Source organism: Streptomyces sp. NPDC045287, from assembly GCF_056432325.1.
On sequence record NZ_JBWKJG010000002.1, the window covers coordinates 361854 to 377853 of the forward strand.

Sequence of the window (16000 nt, forward strand, 5' to 3'; positions counted from 1 at the left end):
GCCCCCGTGGACGGACCGGTTCCGGCGAGGTCCCCGTACGGGCGGGTGTTCAGCCGGCCGGGCGGGACGGCGGGGCGTCGCGGTGGGCCGTGCGGCTCACCGCCCCGCCGGCGGTACGGGCCGGGGGGCGTCCTTCCCCGGCCGGGACGCGTGGGCCACGAGGAACAGGAGCACCCCGCAGGCGGCGACCAGGAACCAGCCCGGGCGGGACGCGTGGGCGAGCGCCTCCGGGCCGCTCCCCGCGACGAGGCCGCCGGCGGCGGCGACGCCGAGCGCGGCGCCGCACTGGCGCGCGGTGGACGTGATCGCTCCGGCCACGCCGGCACGGGCGGGAGGCAGGCCGTTCACCGCGGTGTTGGTGAGCGGGGCGTTGGCGAAGCCGAACCCGATGCCGATCAGCAGGTACGCCAGCAGGAGGAGCGGCACGCTCGTGTGCTGGTCGAGCCGGACCAGGCAGAGTCCGCCCACCGTGAGGAAGGCACCGGCCAGGAGGAGGGGCGGTCGCGGTCCGGTGCGGCCCACCAGGTGGCCGGACCAGGGCGCGCAGACGGTCGCCCCCACGGCCATGGGCAGGGTCGCCACCCCGGTGGCCAGTGCCGTCCAACCCCGGGCGTGCTGCAGGTAGAAGGTGTTGAGCAGCAGCGTCACGTTCAGCGCGACGAAGACCGCCACGGCGCCCAGGACCGCAGCGCTGAACGCCGGTCGACGGAAGAGGCGCGGGTCCATCAGCGGCTCGCGGCGGCGGGACCCGACCCACACGAACCCGGCCGCCGCCGCGAGGGCGAACGCGTACGCGGCGAGTGCCGCGGGCGACGTCCAGCCGATGTGCGGGCCCTCGATGAGCACCCCGACCGAGGCCCCGACGGCCACGGCCAGCAGGGCCTGCCCCGGAAGGTCGAGCCGCGGCGCCCGCCGGGCCCGGGACTCCGGTACGAACACCGCGCTGAGCACGAGGGCGACCGCGACGACCGGCACGTTGATCCAGAACACCGACCGCCAGCCGAACCCCGCGATGAGGGCGCCGCCCGCGACGGGACCGGCCGCCATGCTCAGCCCGAAGACCGACGCCCAGACGCCGATCGCCCGCGCCCGCTCCTTCGGGTCGGGCATCGCGTTCACCACGATCGCGAGGGCCACGGGGCTGAGCATCGACGCGCCGATTCCCTGGGCGGCCCGGGCCGCGACGAGCACGCCCACCGAAGGGGCCACCGCGCAGGCCAGCGAGGCCGCGCCGAACACGACCAGCCCCGCCCGGAACACCCGTCGCCGGCCCCACCGGTCCGCGAGCGCCCCGGAGGAGACCAGCAGGCCCGCCAGGACGAGGGTGTAGGCGTCCACGGTCCATTCGAGGGCGCGGGTCCCGGCTCCCAGGCCGCTCCCGATCGCCGGCAGGCCGACGTTGACGATGGTGGTGTCCAACCCCACCAGGAACATGCTCAGGCAGCAGACGGCCAGCACCGTCCAGCGTCTGCGCGCGCTGAGGAGGGGCTGAGCGGGGAGAGTCGTCGTGACCACGGTCCACCTCGTACGTCCGGGAGTATGTGCCCGGCCATGCTCGGACCGGGCGGCACCCGTCGCCCACCGGTCTTGCGGAAACCGCAAACTGGTCGCCATGGACGCGGAGATCGAACAGATAATTGACGGCATCGGGCCACGGCTGCGCACCCTGCGCAAGGACCGCGGGATCACGCTGGAGGCGCTCGCGGCGACGACGGGCATCTCGGTGAGCACCCTGTCCCGCCTGGAAACGGGCCGGCGGCGACCGACCCTGGACCTGCTCATCCCGCTCGCTCGCGCCCACCGCGTCGCGCTCGACCAGCTGGTCGCCGCGCCGGCCACCGGCGACCCCCGGGTGCACCTCACGCCCTTCCACCAGGGGCGCAAGGGCGTGGTGGTGCCCCTGACGCAGTACCCGGGCCGGGTGCAGGTCTACAAGCAGGTGTTGGCGCCCCGCGAGCCGAGGCTGGTGACCCACGACGGCCACGTGTGGTTCTACGTCCTCGCGGGCGAACTGCGGCTGCTCCTGGGGGAGGAGGAACTCACCCTCCGCCCGGGGGAGGTGGCCGAGTTCGACGCCAGGGAACCGCACTGGTTCGGCCCGGCGGGCACGGGGGTGGTGGAGATCCTGCACCTGTTCGGACCGCGGGGCGACCAGGCCGTCGTCCGTACGAGACCGTCCGCGCCGCCCGGTGCCGCCCCGGCGGACGAGGCGATCGAGGCAACCGAGGTGACGGAGGTGACGGATACAACAGACACGACGGATGCGACGGATACAACGGACACGACGGAGGTGACGGACACGACGGAGGTGACGGACACGACCCCATCGCCGGCCGTCTCCTGACGCCCGCGCCGGTCACGCCCGCGCCGGTCACGCGCGCACGCGGTCACGAGCCGGTACCGGATTCCCGCCCGGACGCCCCCAGCCTTGCTGCGCCTATCGAATATCGATAGATTTCCATCGCTGCTCGATCGAAGGAGAGATGAATGGGAAACCTACCGGTGTTCGCGCTGCGCGCCGTGCTCGTGGCGCTGCTCGCGGGGTCGCTGTTCGTGCAGTCGGTGATGGTGCCGCTGCTGGCCGTCGACTTGGAGGAGGTCGGCGGGGACCTCGGGCACCTGCGCGTCCCGATCGTCGTGATCGTGCTCCTGGGGATCGTGGCGGCCCAGGTCGTCCTGGTCTGCGTGTGGCGGCTGGTGACGATGGTGCGGCGCGGAACCGTGTTCTCCCACGCGGCCTTCCGGTACGTGCACATCGTGATCGGCGCGATGGTGGCGGCCGCCCTCCTGGTGTTCGCGCTGGGGGTCGTCCTGGCGCTGGGCGAGGCCGTCGCCCCCGGCGTGGTGCTGCTCGTCGGCGGGGTGGGCGTGGCCGTGCTGGGGGTGGCGCTCGTCGTGCTGGTGCTGCGGATGCTGCTCGCCCAGGCCGTCGCGCGCGACGCCGAGGCGGCGCGGATGCAGGCCGAGCTGGAAGAGGTCATCTGATGCCGATCGCCGTCGACATCGACGTGATGCTGGCCAAGCGGAAGATGTCCGTGGGCGAGCTCGCGGAACGCGTCGGCATCACCCCCGCCAACCTGGCGGTGCTCAAGAACGGTCGCGCCAAGGCGGTGCGCTTCGCGACGCTCGCCGCGCTCTGCGAAGCGCTCGACTGCCAGCCCGGGGACCTGCTGCGTTGGGAGGCCGGGGACGCGGCCGACGGCTGAGACCGTCGCCGGGGCACCGAGCACCAGGACGACACGCACCGTGTCGGCGCCCCCGACCCCGGGGTCGCACCGCTCAGCCGCTTCCGCCGGGCCGGGGCCGTCCTCGGCCCGGCCCCGTACCCCCGCGTCCCGCACCCGCGTCAGGGCGGTCGGGCGGCGCGGGCCCTCGCGGCCGGCCCGGAGGCAGCGGCCCGTCCCGTGCGCCCGGACCACGTCCGGCCCACCGCGGACATCACGTCCAGCGGAGGGCACGCCAACTCCCGTAGGACGGCGGGTCGTTCATCCGGGGGCGTCGCAGGGGGCCGGCCGCGGCGGGCGCCGCGCCGTGTCATGAGGACGACCTTCGGGGCAGGGCTCGTGGGGCCTCACGCCACGGGAGGAGCAAGCCGCTCGGGGCCCGTCCGCCCGCGCACGGGACACCGGCCGGCCCCCGCGGGAACCGGCCGGCGTCGTGCGTCGGGGACGGACCGCTCCCCGCCCCGCCCGCCGGTCAGTGGATGTGGTAGCGGCCCTGGGCGTGGACGTGCACCGTGGCCCTCTTCCCGGCGATGAGCTGCACGTACTTCGTCTGCCCCGTCCCGTTGCGCCACACCGTGGCGGTGTGGGCGCCGGGATTCAGCCAGCCGGAGCACTCGAAGTCGATGCCTCCCCCGAACGGCTCGGCGCAGAAGCGGACCTGCTTGCCGCCGGAGGAGACGAGGTCCACGTCGAGCCGCTGACCCGGGTGCACGGTGAGCTTGCCCGAGCAGCCCGTGTAGGCCGGGCCCCCGGTGATGAGGCAGTCGAGCGGGTGGGTCGCCGCCCGGGCCGGGGTGGCCGAGGCGAAGGCGCCCGGCCACGACGAGGACGGTGAGGGCCGCCAGCAGTCCCTTGTGCCGCCGTCCCGCCGGACGGGCGCGGCGTGCGGGCTTGGGCGACGTCGTGCTCGTGTTCATGCTTCTTCCTCCAGGTTTCTCCGGACCGGCCCGCCGGTGTCCGTACGCGGGCGCCGCGGGCACGGCGGCACGCACGTGCCCCGGGACGGGGCCGTCGTGTCTGTCGTGTGCGCCGGTGCCCGTGCCGCTCCGGAGGTGATCGGGCTCCGGCGGCCGTGCGGGAGGCTCCCCTCGGACGGGGGCCGGTGGGTGGACGAACCGCTGTGAGCGCGGCGAGCCCGTCGGGGCCGGCCGCCGTAGCGGTGACCACCATGGGAACAGGCCGCCGGGGCACCGGCAAGCGGGTCCCGCACGCTTCCCGCAGGACGGGATCCCGGAGCGTCCGACCTGCGGGGACACGTCCGTCCCGGGACGGGAGCAGGCCGGGGGACGGCCTCTGGCGGCCCGGTCCACGGCGGCCCCGGTCCACGGCGGACTCGCCGTGGAGCGGGGCGGAACGGGTGTGCGGACGGCCGGTCCTACCGCTTCCACCAGGCGGCGGAGGCGTCGCGCAGGGTGTTGGTGCCGCAGTGCACCTCGCCCATGCCGAGGTGGTACGTCTCCCAGTCGTCGATGTACGAGACCTTCAGCCCGGCGCGGGTGTACGCGGCGGTGACGGCGGCCGTGAAGAGGTCCTCGCCCCCGACGACCGGCCCCCACTGCTTCGGGGCCAGGTAGCGGTCCCGGCCCAACAGCACCCCGTTGACCGCGCCGGGCACGTACGCGCTCGTCATCACGGCCCGCCCCGGCCCCGCCGCGCGCCCGCCCCCGCGTGCGAGCCGCTTCTGCTGCCCGTACTCGCCGACCGCCTCCGGCACGTCCCCCGCGCCCAGGCGCGTCAGCCGCGGCACCCGCTCCCCGCGTTCGCCGTGTTCCGTACCGCGGGTGTACAGCGCGGGAACGCGTACGACCTCGGCGTCCGTCACGCCCGTCTCGCGCTTGAGGACCTCCAGGTTGGCCCTGATGCGCTGCGCGGCCATCGTGTTGTCGGCCACCAGCCACTTCGAGGCGAGCGCCTGGTCGATGGTCTCCCGGGGCGCGGGCAGGTCCTTGCTGCCGGGCACGGAGAACATCCGCGCCGTGCCGTGCCCGGCCCTCTGCGCGTCCCGCAGCAGCCGCAGCCCCGCCTCCGGGTCCGCGATGCCGATCCTCCAGCCGCGCGGCGTGCCCGGCGCCGGCAGGAACTGCACGAACTCGTCGACGTGCCCCACGTGCAGCCAGGACGTGTCCAGGAGCAACGGGTCCTGGAAGCCCTGGGCCCCCAGCAGTGCGCGCATGGCCCGCGCGGGCTTGGAGCCGTCGTCCTTGCGCTCGCCCATGACGATGCGCCCGGCGGGGAAGGAACGCCCGGCGTGAGTGTACGGCGGGACGGTCTCCAGGTTGCCCATCGAGTTCAGGGTCCACTCCTCCGACTCGCGGACCCCCGAGACCTGGACCACGCCGACGCCCCTGCCGCGCAGCCTCTCGAACAGCTCCCGGCCGGCCGCCCGGTCCGGCTGGGCCGAGCGCAGCATCACGCGGATCACCTGGCGGCGGCCACCGGGGCCGGCCATGCTCACGTACCCGGGCTCGACGAAGTCCTGCGCCCAGACGTCCTGGTACCTGTCGAAGGTGAACAGCGGGGCGGTGATGCCGGCGGCCGTCGCCTCCGCCGCCAGTCCCCGCACGAACGCCTGCTGTCGCCGCGCGTAGGCGTCCGTGCCCGCGACCCTGGTGACCAACAGTTGCTGGGCGGCCTGGAGGTGATGGTGGGTGAGCAGCGGGGCCACGCGGAGCGTGACGTCGTCCGAGGTGGTCGTGCCGCGGGAGGTGACGGTGAGGCGCAGGACGGCGCGACCGCCCCAGCGGGCGTGGTCGCGTACGACGTCGGTGGTCTCCACGCCGAACTCCGCACCGGCCCTGAGTTCCGCCGCCGTCAGGCGGGTGGCGGCGTCGACCCGCACCCACCCGCCGGCCCGCCTGAGGAACACCCGGGTGTTCCTGGCGCCGCCGACGACCCGCAGCGTGCCGCTCGCCGACGGGGACAGGCCCCTCATCGGCACGGAGCGCACCCGGGCCAGGTCGGCGGCGTCGGCGGCACCGTTCACCCTGGTGTCGGAGGCGTCGTTGCAGGCGGCGAGCTGCGCGTCCGACAGCGGCCTGCCGCCCGGGCCCGACGTCGGGCACCGCCTCGTGTCGTCGTCGATGTTGGGCAGGACGACCGCGCCCCGGGTCTGCGTCCAGGTGTCCTCCCCCGCGTTGTCCGTCGCCCCCGCGACGTCCACCCGCCCGTCCCGGTCCACGTCCGCCCGCAGGTCCGCCCGCGGCGGTTCGGCGGCGAGGACCGGCGTGGCCGGCGCCAGGATGGCCGCGATGACCGATACGGCGAGTGCCGCGCCTCGTATGTGGCTCGTCGTGCGCACCGTGTGCCCTTCGTGAGAGTCGATGTTCCGAGCCGGTAGAGGGCATCTGGCGCGCGTGCGTTGCGCGGGACGTGCGGGGGGCCGCGATTCGGCCGGATCCCGCCGTGGGGGCGTCACGGCGGGATCCGGGCGCGGCGGCGTGCGCGTGCCGCGCGCGGCGGGCGGGGCCCGGGCTCACACGGCGTGCGGCAGTCGGTGGAGGCGGACCTCGGCGAGTCGGCCGGCCGACAGCCGTGCCGTCATGTACGTGCGGTGCGGCTGGCGCCGCCGGTCGGTCGGCGAACCGGGGTTCAGCAGCCGCAACCGGTCGCCGGCCGGGGAGTCCCAGGGGATGTGGCTGTGGCCGAAGACGAGCACGTCCACGTCGGGGAACCGTTCGGCGCAGCGCCGCTCGCGCCCCCGCGCCGGGCCGGTCTCGTGCACCACGGCGAACCGCAGCCCCTCCAGTTCGGCGTACGCCACCTCCGGGAGCCGGGCCCGCAGGTCCGGGCCGTCGTTGTTGCCGTACACCGCGACCAGCCGCCGGGCACGCGCCCGCAGGAGGTCCAGCGTGGCCGTGTCCACCCAGTCGCCCGCGTGGAACACGACGTCCACGCGGGGCACCAGGTCGAGGAGTTCGCCGGGCAGCGCCTTGGCGCGCGCCGGCACGTGCGTGTCGGACATCAGCAGCAGTTCCACCCGGCCGACGGTAGCGGGCCGCCGGACCGCCGTCCGGAGGACGCGCGGCACCGGGCGCCGGCCACCGCCGCCCGTCACTTCCGCGGGGCTCCGGCCGGCGCGTGGGCCTGTCGGTGGGCACGGATGATGTCCGCGTACCGGCGGCCGCTCGACTTGACGGTGCGGGCCTGGGTCGCGTAGTCGACGTGGACGAGTCCGAAGCGCTTGTCGTAGCCGTAGGCCCACTCGAAGTTGTCGAGCAGGGACCAGGCGTAGTAGCCGGCGAGCGGGGCGCCCTTGCGCACGGCGCGGGCGCAGGCGCTCAGGTGCTGTTCCAGGTAGCGGGTCCGCTCGGGGTCGTCGACGGTGCCGTCGGGGCCGACGGCGTCGGGGAAGGCGGAGCCGTTCTCGGTGACGTACAGCCGCCGGACGCCGTAGTCGTCGGTCAGCCGCATCAGGAACGCCTCCAGGCCGTCGGCGTCGATCTGCCAGTCCATGCCGGTGCGGGGCACGCCGGGCAGGCGGACCTCGCGGGCGTGGGGGACGGGGCCGGCCGGGTCGTCGGCGACCGTGACGGGGAAGTAGTAGTTGAGGCCGTGCCAGTCGAGCGGGACGGCCATCGTCGCCGGGTCGCCGGGGCGCTCCGGCAGCGCGACGCCGTAGAGCTCGCGCATGTCGGCGGGGAAGCCCCGGCCGTACACCGGGTCGAGCCACCAGCGGTTGGTGTGGCCGTCCATGCGGGTGGCCGCCGCGATGTCCTCCGGCCGGGTGGAGGCGGGATCCACCGTCGAGTGGTTGGTCACGAGCCCGACCCGGGCGCCCGGCGCCGCCGCGCGGATCGCCTGCGCGGCCAGGCCGTGACCGAGGAGCAGGTGGTACGAGGCGTGCACGGCGGCGGTCAGGTCGGTGAGGCCGGGGGCCATCCTGCCCTCCAGGTGGCCGATCCACCCGGAGCACAGCGGTTCGTTCAAGGTGGCCCAACGGGTGACCCGGTCGCCCAGCCGCCCGGCGACGGCGGAGGCGTAGACGGCGAGGTGTTCGGCCGTGTCGCGGACGGTCCAGCCGCCGCGGTCCTGGAGGGCCTGGGGGAGGTCCCAGTGGTAGAGGGTGATGTTGGGCGTGATGCCGGCGTCGAGGAGGCCGTCGACGAGGCGGTCGTAGAAGTCGAGGCCGGCCGCGTTGACGGGCCCGTCGCCGCCGGGGACGACGCGGGGCCAGGCGACGGACATCCGGTAGGCGTCGGTGCCGAGCTCCTTCATGAGGGCGATGTCCCCGGGCCACCGGTGGTAGTGGTCGCAGGCGTCGTCGCCGTGGTCGCCGTTGTCGGTCCTTCCCGGCGTGTGGGAGAAGGTGTCCCAGATCGACGGTGCCCGGCCGTCCTCGGCGACGGCGCCCTCGATCTGGTAGGCGGATGTGGCCGTGCCCCAGACGAAGTCGGGGGGGAAGGCGGCGAGGTCTATCGGATCGGACACAGAGAACCTCTCTGGAGTGATCGGAGGGGAGGGGCGGGGAAGGCGGGCCGCTACTTGACGGCACCTGCGGTCAGGCCGGTGACGAGGTAGCGCTGCAGGAGGAGGAAGCCGGCGACGACGGGCAGGCTCACGACCAGGGAGGCGGCCATGACCTGGTTCCAGTAGACGTCGTTCTGCGTGGCGTAGCCCTGGAGGCCGACGGCGAGGGTGCGGGTCGTGTCGTTGGTCATGACGGAGGCGAAGAGGACCTCGCCCCACGCCGTCATGAAGGCGTACACGGCGACGGCCACGATGCCGGGGACCGCCGCGGGCACGATGACCCGGAAGAGGGCGCCGAGCGGCCCGCAGCCGTCCACCTTGGCCGCCTCGTCGAGGTCCCTGGGCACCGAGTCGAAGTACCCGATCAGCATCCAGATGGAGAAGGGCAAGGAGAAGGTGAGGTAGGTGAGGATCAGGCCGCCGCGGGAGCCGAAGAGGGCGATGCCGGTGGCGTTGCCGATGTTGACGTAGATGAGGAACAGCGGCAGCAGGAACAGGATGCCGGGGAACATCTGCGTCGAGAGCACCGTGACCGTGAAGACCCGCTTGCCGCGGAAGGAGTAGCGGCTGACCGCGTAGGCCGCGAACACGGCGATCGTGACGGAGCAGACGGTCGCCGCCCCGGCCACGACCAGGGAGTTCACGAAGTAGTCGGCCAGCGGAACGGTCTTCCAGATGTCGACGTACGGGCGGACGGTGAGGCCGGAGGGGATCCACTGGAACGCGCCCGACACGTCCTGGAGCGGCTTGAGCGAGCTGGAGGCCATGACGTACACCGGCAGCAGCACGAAGGCGGTGAGGAGCGTCAGGAAGATCCGCCGGCTCCACAGGAAGGAGCGCGGGGCGGCCATCGGGGAGCGGACCCGGCGCCGGGACCGACTAGGCATCGGTGGCCTTCCTTCCACGGGAGGTGATCAGGAGGTAGGCGCCCGTCACCACGAGCAGGAACAGCAGCAGGAGGACCGACATGGCGGAGCCCGCTCCGAAGTTCCAGGTCTGGAACGAGGACTGGTAGATGTGCAGGGAGACGAGGTCCGCGGACTCCGGCGCCGCCTTGCCGAAGAGGACGAAGGGGGTGTTGAAGTCGTTGAAGGTCCACAGGAACAGCACCAGCACGAGGACCTGGTTGACCGGGCGCAGCGCCGGCAGGGTGATGCGGCGGATCTGCTGCCAGGTCCCGGCCCCGTCGAGGGCGGCGGCTTCGTAGACCTCCCGGGGGATGTTCTGCAGCCCGGCCATGATGATCAGGAAGGCGAAGGGCCAGCCCTTCCACACCGACACCACGAGCAGGGTGACGAAGCTGTTGTCGCCGATCAGCCAGAACGGCGGGCTGTCGGTGAGGCCGAGCTGGTCGTGCAGGACGTGGTTGACCAGCCCGTTGTCGCGCTGGAACATGAACGCCCAGGTGATGACGGCGGCGTAGACGGGCAGGGCGTACGGGACGAGGAAGAGCGTGCGCAGGAAGCCCCGGCCGCGGAAGTCCTCCTGTAGGAAGAGGGCGGCGGCCGTCCCGAGCAACCAGCACGACCCGACCGAGAACAGGGTGAACAGGCACGTGGTGGTGAAGGACTTCAGCAGCGCCTCGCCCACGGGGGCGTTGAAGTCGACCGCGAGGGAGTAGTTGTCGAACCCGGCCCAGGGAGCGGCGCCCCAGTCGCGGATGTGGAACTGGGTGAGCTCCTTGAAGCTGACGACGATGCCGATCACCATCGGCACCAGGTGGACCAGGAGTTCGAGCAGCAGGGCGGGGAGCAGCAGGAGGTACGGCAGGCCGATGCGGCGCAGCCGCCCGGAGCGGCGCGTGCGCGGCGCCGCTCCGGGCGGGGCCTTCCGTGCCGTCCGCCCGTCTGCGCCGGGGGCAGCGGTGAGGGTCATCGAGGTGTCCGCGCTCACTTCCGGGGCATCTGCTGCTGGGCCTTTTCGAGCTTGGCCCGTACCGAATCGGTGGTCACCGGCCGGCCCGCGGCGGCGTCGGCGAAGAGTTCCTTGACGGCGGTGCCGACGACGGTCTCGAACTGCGATTCCTCGGGGACCTGGGGGAGTGCGGTGGCGCTGGTCGCCAGGGTCTCGCGCAGGACGGCGAAGGCCGGGGTGCTGAAGGCGGGGTCCTGCTGGGCGGTCTTGACCGGCGGGATGGAGCCGTACGCCTTGTTGAGGATGACCTGCTCCTCGTCGCTGGTCATGAACTTGACGAACTTCTTGGCGCCGTCGATGTTCTTGGTGTTCTTGAAGACGGCCATGTTGATGCCGGCGACCATGGAGTTGGTGGCGGTGCCCGGGCCGGGCTTGCCGGACCGCACCGGGGCGGGCGCCACCCCCCACTCGTCCTCGTCCATGCCCTGGGAAGCGAAGGTGGCCGACGCGGTCTGCCACAGGACCATGGCCGTCTTGTCCTTGGCGAAGTCGCTCAGGGACTGGTTCTGGGCGTACTCCGCGTTGCCCGGCGCGATGATCTTGTCCTTGGCCATCAGGTCGACGTACTGCTTCACGGCGGCCACGGCGCCGTCGGAGGTGAAGTCGGCCTTGCCGTCGGGGGTGAAGAAGTCCGCGCCGTGCTGCTTGCCGAGGACGAAGACCTGGTGGATGTTGTTGGAGGGGTTCGAGCCCTCGGCGCCCAGCCCCCACGTGCCGTTCCCGGACAGCCTCTTCCCCGTTTCGACCACCTCCGCCCAGGTGGCCGGCGGCTTGGTGATGCCGGCGTCGGCGAACATCTTCTTGTTGTAGTAGAGCGCGTAGGTCATGGAGTACAGCGGTACGGCGGCGGGGTCCTGGCCCGGGGCGCCGGTGGAGCCGAGGGCGGAGTCCGTGAACCGGTCCCTGCCGCCGATCGCCTCGAAGTTCTCCGCGTCCCAGGGCAGTAGGGCGCCGCTCGACTGGAGGGAGGCGCTCCACGTGTTGCCGATGTTGAGGACGTCGGGGCCCTGCCCGGAGGTGGTCGCGGTGAGGATGCGGTTGAGGAGGTCCCCCCACGGCACCACCTCCAGCTTCACCTCGATGCCGGTCTCCTTCTCGAACTTGTCGAGCTCGGGCTGGAGGACCTTCTTGTCGACCTCCAGGTTGGCGCCCTGGTTCGAGGCCCAGTACGTGAGCGTCTTCGGCCGCTCGTTGGAGCCCTCCGAGCCGGACGACCCCCCGCCGCAGGCCGCTGCGGTGAGGACGAGCGAGAGGGTGACGGCGCCGACGGCTGCGGCTCTGATTCTGCGCATGGCTCCAGGGGCCTTCCGGGGAGTTGACGGGCTTCGCCTGCGGGGAGGGGACCGGAGCGGCGTCCCCCGTTCGACCCCACGACCCGTCACGGCTTAATTTAGAGTGTGAGTTAATACTCAAGTGAAGTGTGCGTCAAGGGCCCTGTCCCAGGTAAGTTGCGGAAGGACAACGGAGACGAGGGGGCAGGGTGAAGGTGCGCAGCGGACGTACTGTGCGTGACCTGCGGCGGGAGAACCGCGCGTCGGTATTGCAACGGTTGTATTTCGACGGGCCCCTGAGTCGCCTCTCGCTCGGCCCGGCCACCGGCCTGAGCTCGGGCTCGGTGAGCAACGTGGTGGCCGAGCTGGTCGCCGAGGGCCTGGTGGAGGAGGCCGGCAGCGTCGGCTCGGCCGGCGGTCGCCCCCGAACGCTCCTGCGCGTCAGCGCGCACAGCGGCTACCTGATCGGCGTGGACATCGGTGAGACGCGCGTACGGATCGAGCTCTTCGACCTGGCCCTTTCCGAACTCGCGCGAGTGGAGAGGCCGTTGGAGACCGAGGAGCCGCGCCGCGTCGACCGCTACGACGTCGGTGCCGTCGTCGGCCACCTGCGCGAGGGCATCCCCGACGTCCTGAGCCGGGCCGGCATCCCGGCGGAACGGCTGCTGGGCGTCGGCATCGGGGTGCCGGGCATCGTCGCCGGGAGCGCCGAGGGCGGGGCCGTGGTGCACGGCCAGACCATCGGCTGGGACGCCGTCCCGCTGGAGCGGCTGCTGCGCGAGTCCCGGCTGCTGCCCGAGACCGTGCCGTACTGCATCGACAACGGTGCCAAGACGCTCGGCCAGGCGGAGATGTGGTTCGGTGCCGGACGGGGCGCGCAGAACGCGGTGGTGGTCCTCTTCGGCTCCGGTGTCGGCGCGTGCGTCGTCACCGACGACATGCGCTCCGGCCGGGCCGTGGAGTGGGGGCACCTGACCGTACGGGTCCGGGGCCGCCGCTGCCGCTGCGGCGCCCGGGGCTGCCTGGAGGCGTACGCCGGGGCGGAAGCGCTCTTGGAGCGCTGGTCCGAGGCGGGCGGGCGGCCACCGGCCGGCGCGGACGAGGAGACCGCGCTGACGGCCATGCTCGCCGCCGCCCACCCCGCCCCCGGAGCCGACGGAACGACGCCACCGGCCGATGCGACCGCTCTGGCCGTCCTGGAGGAGACCGCCGAGTACCTCGGCGCCGGCTTCTCCGCCCTGATCAACCTGTTCCAGCCCGAACGGATCCTGGTCGGCGGCTGGGCGGGCCTCCAGCTCGGCCGGCGCTTCCTCGACTCCGTGAGGACCCACGCCGCTTCGTACGCGCTGACGTACCCGGCCGACCGCGTGGAGATCGACCTGGGCACCCTCGGCCCGGACGCCGTCACGGTCGGAGCCGCGGTCCTGCCGCTCACCGCCTTCTTCGCCCGCGGCGGCCGGCGCGCCGAGGCGGACCCGCAGGAGCGCGGCCCCGCGTGGCAGGCGAGTCTGCGGGAACGGGCGGCGCGGTGAGGACCCCGGCCGGCGATCGCCTGCCGTTCGGCCGCCACCCCCCGGAGCTCCCGCCGATCTCCCCGCCGAGCCGGTGCGGCCCCCGCTCCGTGGACCGGGCGCGCTCCTCCTCCGGCCGGTGGCGCGGGGCGCGGGACCCCACCCCCATGGAGGCTCCCGGCCGTGCCGCGCCGCCTCGCGGAGGGCCCCCGGCCCGCGGACGGGTGGCGGTGACCCGGCAGGGGGTTGGGCGGCGCCCCCTGCCGGAGTCCCGGTGCGGCTGTCAGCTGTAGACGCCGAACTCGTGGAGCGAGTAACCCCAGCCCGTCCCACGGGCCGTCAGGTGGAGCCGGACGTACCGCGCGGTCGCCGCGACGTCGATGGTGTCGACGTCGCCGTTGCCGGTGGTCGTCGTGTGGACCGTGCGCCAGGCGTTTCCGTCGTCGGACAGCTGGACCTCGTAGGACTTGGCGTAGGCCGGGTCCCAGACCAGTTGGAGCGTGCGGAGGGTGGTGGGGGCGCCGAGGTCGACGCGGATCCACTGCGGATCGCTCCAGTCGCTGGCCCAGCGCGTGTCGGCCCTGCCGTCCGTCGCCTTGGCGGGCTCGCAGGGGCAGTCGCCGTACGACGCCTGGAAGGAGGAGGCGGTGGTCGGCTTGTTCAGCGCCACGTTGGTCCCGGAGACCGGCGGGGCGACGACCCGGACCGACCTGGTCTCGATGCCGGCGTTCCCGCGGCCGTCCTCGGCCCGGACGTACACCTTCCACACGCCCGGCTTCTCGGGCGCGGTGACGGCGAAGGTGCCGTTGCCGGTGGGCCGCCACCGGGCCTCGACGAGGCGCTTGTCGCCGCTCGCGTAGGTGCCGCTGAGGAAGACCTTGTACGCGACCGGGTCACCGTCCGGGTCACGCACGTCGGCACGCACGGTGAACTCACCGCCCGCGGGGGCCGAGGAGGCGGGGGTGACGGCCATGTTCGTGATGACCGGGGGCGTGTTGTCGCCGCCGGTCGACCCGGCGTACGCCTTCTTGACGGCGTAGTACGACAGGCGCTTGAGGCCGTCGGGCAGGAGGTTGAACCAGACGCCGCCGAAGTCGTGCTCGATGCCGTAGTGGAAGAGGGTGGCACCGAGCGCCACGCCCCGGTGGCCGGTGACGCAGTCCCACGCCTTGGCGTAGCCGTCGGCCTTCTGCACGTCGGTCGGTTCGTCGGGGACGCCGTTGGCGTCGTCGGGGACCTCCCACTCACCGGCGGGGCCGCCCTCGGTGATGAGGTAGGGCTTGGTGTACCCGCCCTGCCGCCAGTCCTCCTGGACGCCGCAGACGCCGCCGTAGGAGTTCACGGCGTACAGGTCGAGGTCCGGGGCGTTGCGCTCGTAGTACGGCCAGGCGCCGGTCCAGGCGTCGGTCGAGGTGACGGGGTGGTCCGGGTCGATGGAGTGGATCCGCTCGGCGACGTCGTTGACGAAGGAGGCGTAGGCGTTGCGCTGGGCCTCCAGCTCGGTGCCGCTGTAACAGTTCTGCAGGCCGAGCACCGATTCGTTGCCGACGTTCCACATCAGCGTGGCCGGGTGCGACTTGTAGGTCTCCACCCACTTCGCGAACTCCGTCAGCGCGGTGCTCTTGTACGCCGAGTCGGTCACGTAGTTCACGCAGCCGCCGCTGCCCGGGCCGCCGCCCGGCTGGAGCCAGAAGCCGTTGATCACCCGGATGCCGTTCGCCGCCGCCGCGTCCAGCAGCGGCTTGGTGGAGCCGTCCGTGCCCCAGGTGCGGATCGTGTTGGCGCCCATGGACTTCACGTCCGGCATGTACCGGGGCGCGTCGGCGATGGCCGGACCCCAGGTCAGCCCCTTGACCGTGTACGGCTGCCCGGCGACGGTGAGCCGCCAGTCCCCCTGGGAGCCGGTCACCCGGACCGGTCCTCCCACGGGGGGCGGGACGGTGCCGTCCGTGTTCCCGTAGACCTGGAACTCCCACAGGGAGTAGCCGTAGCCCCCGGACCGTTCCGTTCCCAGCACGCGCACGTAACGGCCGGAACCGGAGAGGGCGAGGTCGTCCGTGCCGCCGTCGCCGCCGGTCACGGCCCTCAGCGTCCGCCAGTCCGTGCCGTTGTCGGACGCCTGGACCTGGTAGCTCCTGCCGTACGCGGCTTCCCACGTCAGCACGGCGCGGCTGAGGTTCGCGACACGGCCGAGGTCGACCTGCAACCACTGCGGGTCGCTCCACCGGCTGGCCCAGCGGGTGCCCGTGAGGTCGCCGTCGACGGCCGCCGACGCGGCGTACGCGTCGCCCTCCTGTGACGAGGCGGTGGCGGGCCTGCCCTGCGACAGCAGGGTGTCCGCCGCCCGGGCGGGCGGGGCGGCGAGGCCGAGCGACGACGCCACCAGCGCGCCGAGGGCCAGCAGGGGCAGGCCGGTGCGGCGGTGGGCCGGTGCGGGTGGGGAGGGGGGTCTGGTCACATCTGCTCCTCGCGGGTGGGAGTGCTGGGCGGGGGGAGCGCTCTCCAGGGGTTCCCCGCCCCCCGTTCGGCGCGTGGCCGCGGCCTGCCGCCCGGTTCGGGACGGCCGGTCGCCCACGGGCACCACGGGGGTGGGGGACGCGCCCGGTCCGGGCAC

Annotated in this window: 12 protein-coding genes and 1 pseudogene; 4 read left to right on the top strand and 9 right to left on the bottom strand. The window is 73.4% G+C overall.

Annotation, left to right across the window (positions count from 1 at the left end):
• Positions 1–96: 96 nt before the first annotated feature.
• Complete coding sequence (locus AC07D6_RS04805; RefSeq protein WP_315877963.1) at positions 97–1515, bottom strand: MFS transporter; 1419 nt, start codon at positions 1513–1515, stop codon at positions 97–99.
• Positions 1516–1612: 97 nt separating this feature from the next.
• On the opposite strand from AC07D6_RS04805, the pseudogene AC07D6_RS04810 reads away from it, so the two are divergent.
• From AC07D6_RS04810 to AC07D6_RS04820, 3 genes and pseudogenes are all read left to right on the top strand, one after another.
• Positions 1613–2176: pseudogene (locus tag AC07D6_RS04810) on the top strand (helix-turn-helix domain-containing protein); the annotation flags it as partial.
• A 311-nt stretch (positions 2177–2487) separates the two neighbouring features.
• Positions 2488–2985 (top strand): DUF2975 domain-containing protein, encoded by a 498-nt coding sequence (locus tag AC07D6_RS04815; protein WP_479041988.1) that lies wholly within the window; start codon positions 2488–2490, stop codon positions 2983–2985.
• Positions 2985–3206, top strand: a complete 222-nt coding sequence (locus AC07D6_RS04820; protein WP_315877961.1) for a helix-turn-helix domain-containing protein — start codon at positions 2985–2987, stop codon at positions 3204–3206. The genes AC07D6_RS04815 and AC07D6_RS04820 overlap by 1 nt, the downstream gene beginning before the upstream one ends.
• A gap of 490 nt (positions 3207–3696) precedes the next feature.
• On the opposite strand, the gene AC07D6_RS04825 is transcribed toward AC07D6_RS04820, so the two are convergent.
• The 7 genes from AC07D6_RS04825 to AC07D6_RS04855 all read right to left on the bottom strand — a co-directional run bounded on the left by AC07D6_RS04825 (position 3697) and on the right by AC07D6_RS04855 (position 11896).
• Positions 3697–3936, bottom strand: coding sequence for a hypothetical protein (locus tag AC07D6_RS04825; RefSeq protein ID WP_479041990.1), 240 nt, complete (start codon positions 3934–3936; stop codon positions 3697–3699).
• Between the two features lie 663 nt (positions 3937–4599).
• Complete coding sequence (locus AC07D6_RS04830; RefSeq protein WP_479041992.1) at positions 4600–6522, bottom strand: protein-arginine deiminase domain-containing protein; 1923 nt, start codon at positions 6520–6522, stop codon at positions 4600–4602.
• 174 nt (positions 6523–6696) lie between these two features.
• Positions 6697–7200 (bottom strand): metallophosphoesterase family protein, encoded by a 504-nt coding sequence (locus AC07D6_RS04835; RefSeq protein ID WP_315877958.1) that lies wholly within the window; start codon positions 7198–7200, stop codon positions 6697–6699.
• Between the two features lie 74 nt (positions 7201–7274).
• Positions 7275–8651, bottom strand: coding sequence for a GH1 family beta-glucosidase (locus AC07D6_RS04840; RefSeq protein WP_479041995.1), 1377 nt, complete (start codon positions 8649–8651; stop codon positions 7275–7277).
• A gap of 50 nt (positions 8652–8701) precedes the next feature.
• Positions 8702–9541 (bottom strand): carbohydrate ABC transporter permease, encoded by an 840-nt coding sequence (locus AC07D6_RS04845; protein WP_315878005.1) that lies wholly within the window; start codon positions 9539–9541, stop codon positions 8702–8704.
• Between the two features lie 28 nt (positions 9542–9569).
• Positions 9570–10565 (bottom strand): carbohydrate ABC transporter permease, encoded by a 996-nt coding sequence (locus AC07D6_RS04850; RefSeq protein WP_479042340.1) that lies wholly within the window; start codon positions 10563–10565, stop codon positions 9570–9572.
• A 14-nt stretch (positions 10566–10579) separates the two neighbouring features.
• Positions 10580–11896 (bottom strand): ABC transporter substrate-binding protein, encoded by a 1317-nt coding sequence (locus AC07D6_RS04855; protein WP_479041997.1) that lies wholly within the window; start codon positions 11894–11896, stop codon positions 10580–10582.
• A gap of 188 nt (positions 11897–12084) precedes the next feature.
• Between AC07D6_RS04855 and AC07D6_RS04860 the strand changes: the two genes are divergently transcribed.
• Entirely contained in the window at positions 12085–13407 is a 1323-nt protein-coding gene (locus AC07D6_RS04860) for an ROK family transcriptional regulator (protein ID WP_479041999.1), read from the top strand.
• A 262-nt stretch (positions 13408–13669) separates the two neighbouring features.
• On the opposite strand, the gene AC07D6_RS04865 is transcribed toward AC07D6_RS04860, so the two are convergent.
• The gene (locus AC07D6_RS04865; protein WP_479042001.1) at positions 13670–15844 is read right to left on the bottom strand and encodes a discoidin domain-containing protein; all 2175 of its coding nucleotides are present in this window, start codon (positions 15842–15844) and stop codon (positions 13670–13672) included.
• Positions 15845–16000 lie beyond the last annotated feature (156 nt).

What these genes read in the sequence shown, in the direction of transcription:
- AC07D6_RS04815 (WP_479041988.1), top strand. Translation starts at nt 2,488, where the DNA reads ATGGGAAACCTACCGGTGTTCGCGCTGCGCGCCGTGCTCGTGGCGCTG.
- AC07D6_RS04820 (WP_315877961.1), top strand. Translation starts at nt 2,985, where the DNA reads ATGCCGATCGCCGTCGACATCGACGTGATGCTGGCCAAGCGGAAGATG.
- AC07D6_RS04845 (WP_315878005.1), bottom strand. Translation starts at nt 9,541, where the DNA reads ATGGCCGCCCCGCGCTCCTTCCTGTGGAGCCGGCGGATCTTCCTGACG.
- AC07D6_RS04850 (WP_479042340.1), bottom strand. Translation starts at nt 10,565, where the DNA reads ATGACCCTCACCGCTGCCCCCGGCGCAGACGGGCGGACGGCACGGAAG.
- AC07D6_RS04855 (WP_479041997.1), bottom strand. Translation starts at nt 11,896, where the DNA reads ATGCGCAGAATCAGAGCCGCAGCCGTCGGCGCCGTCACCCTCTCGCTC.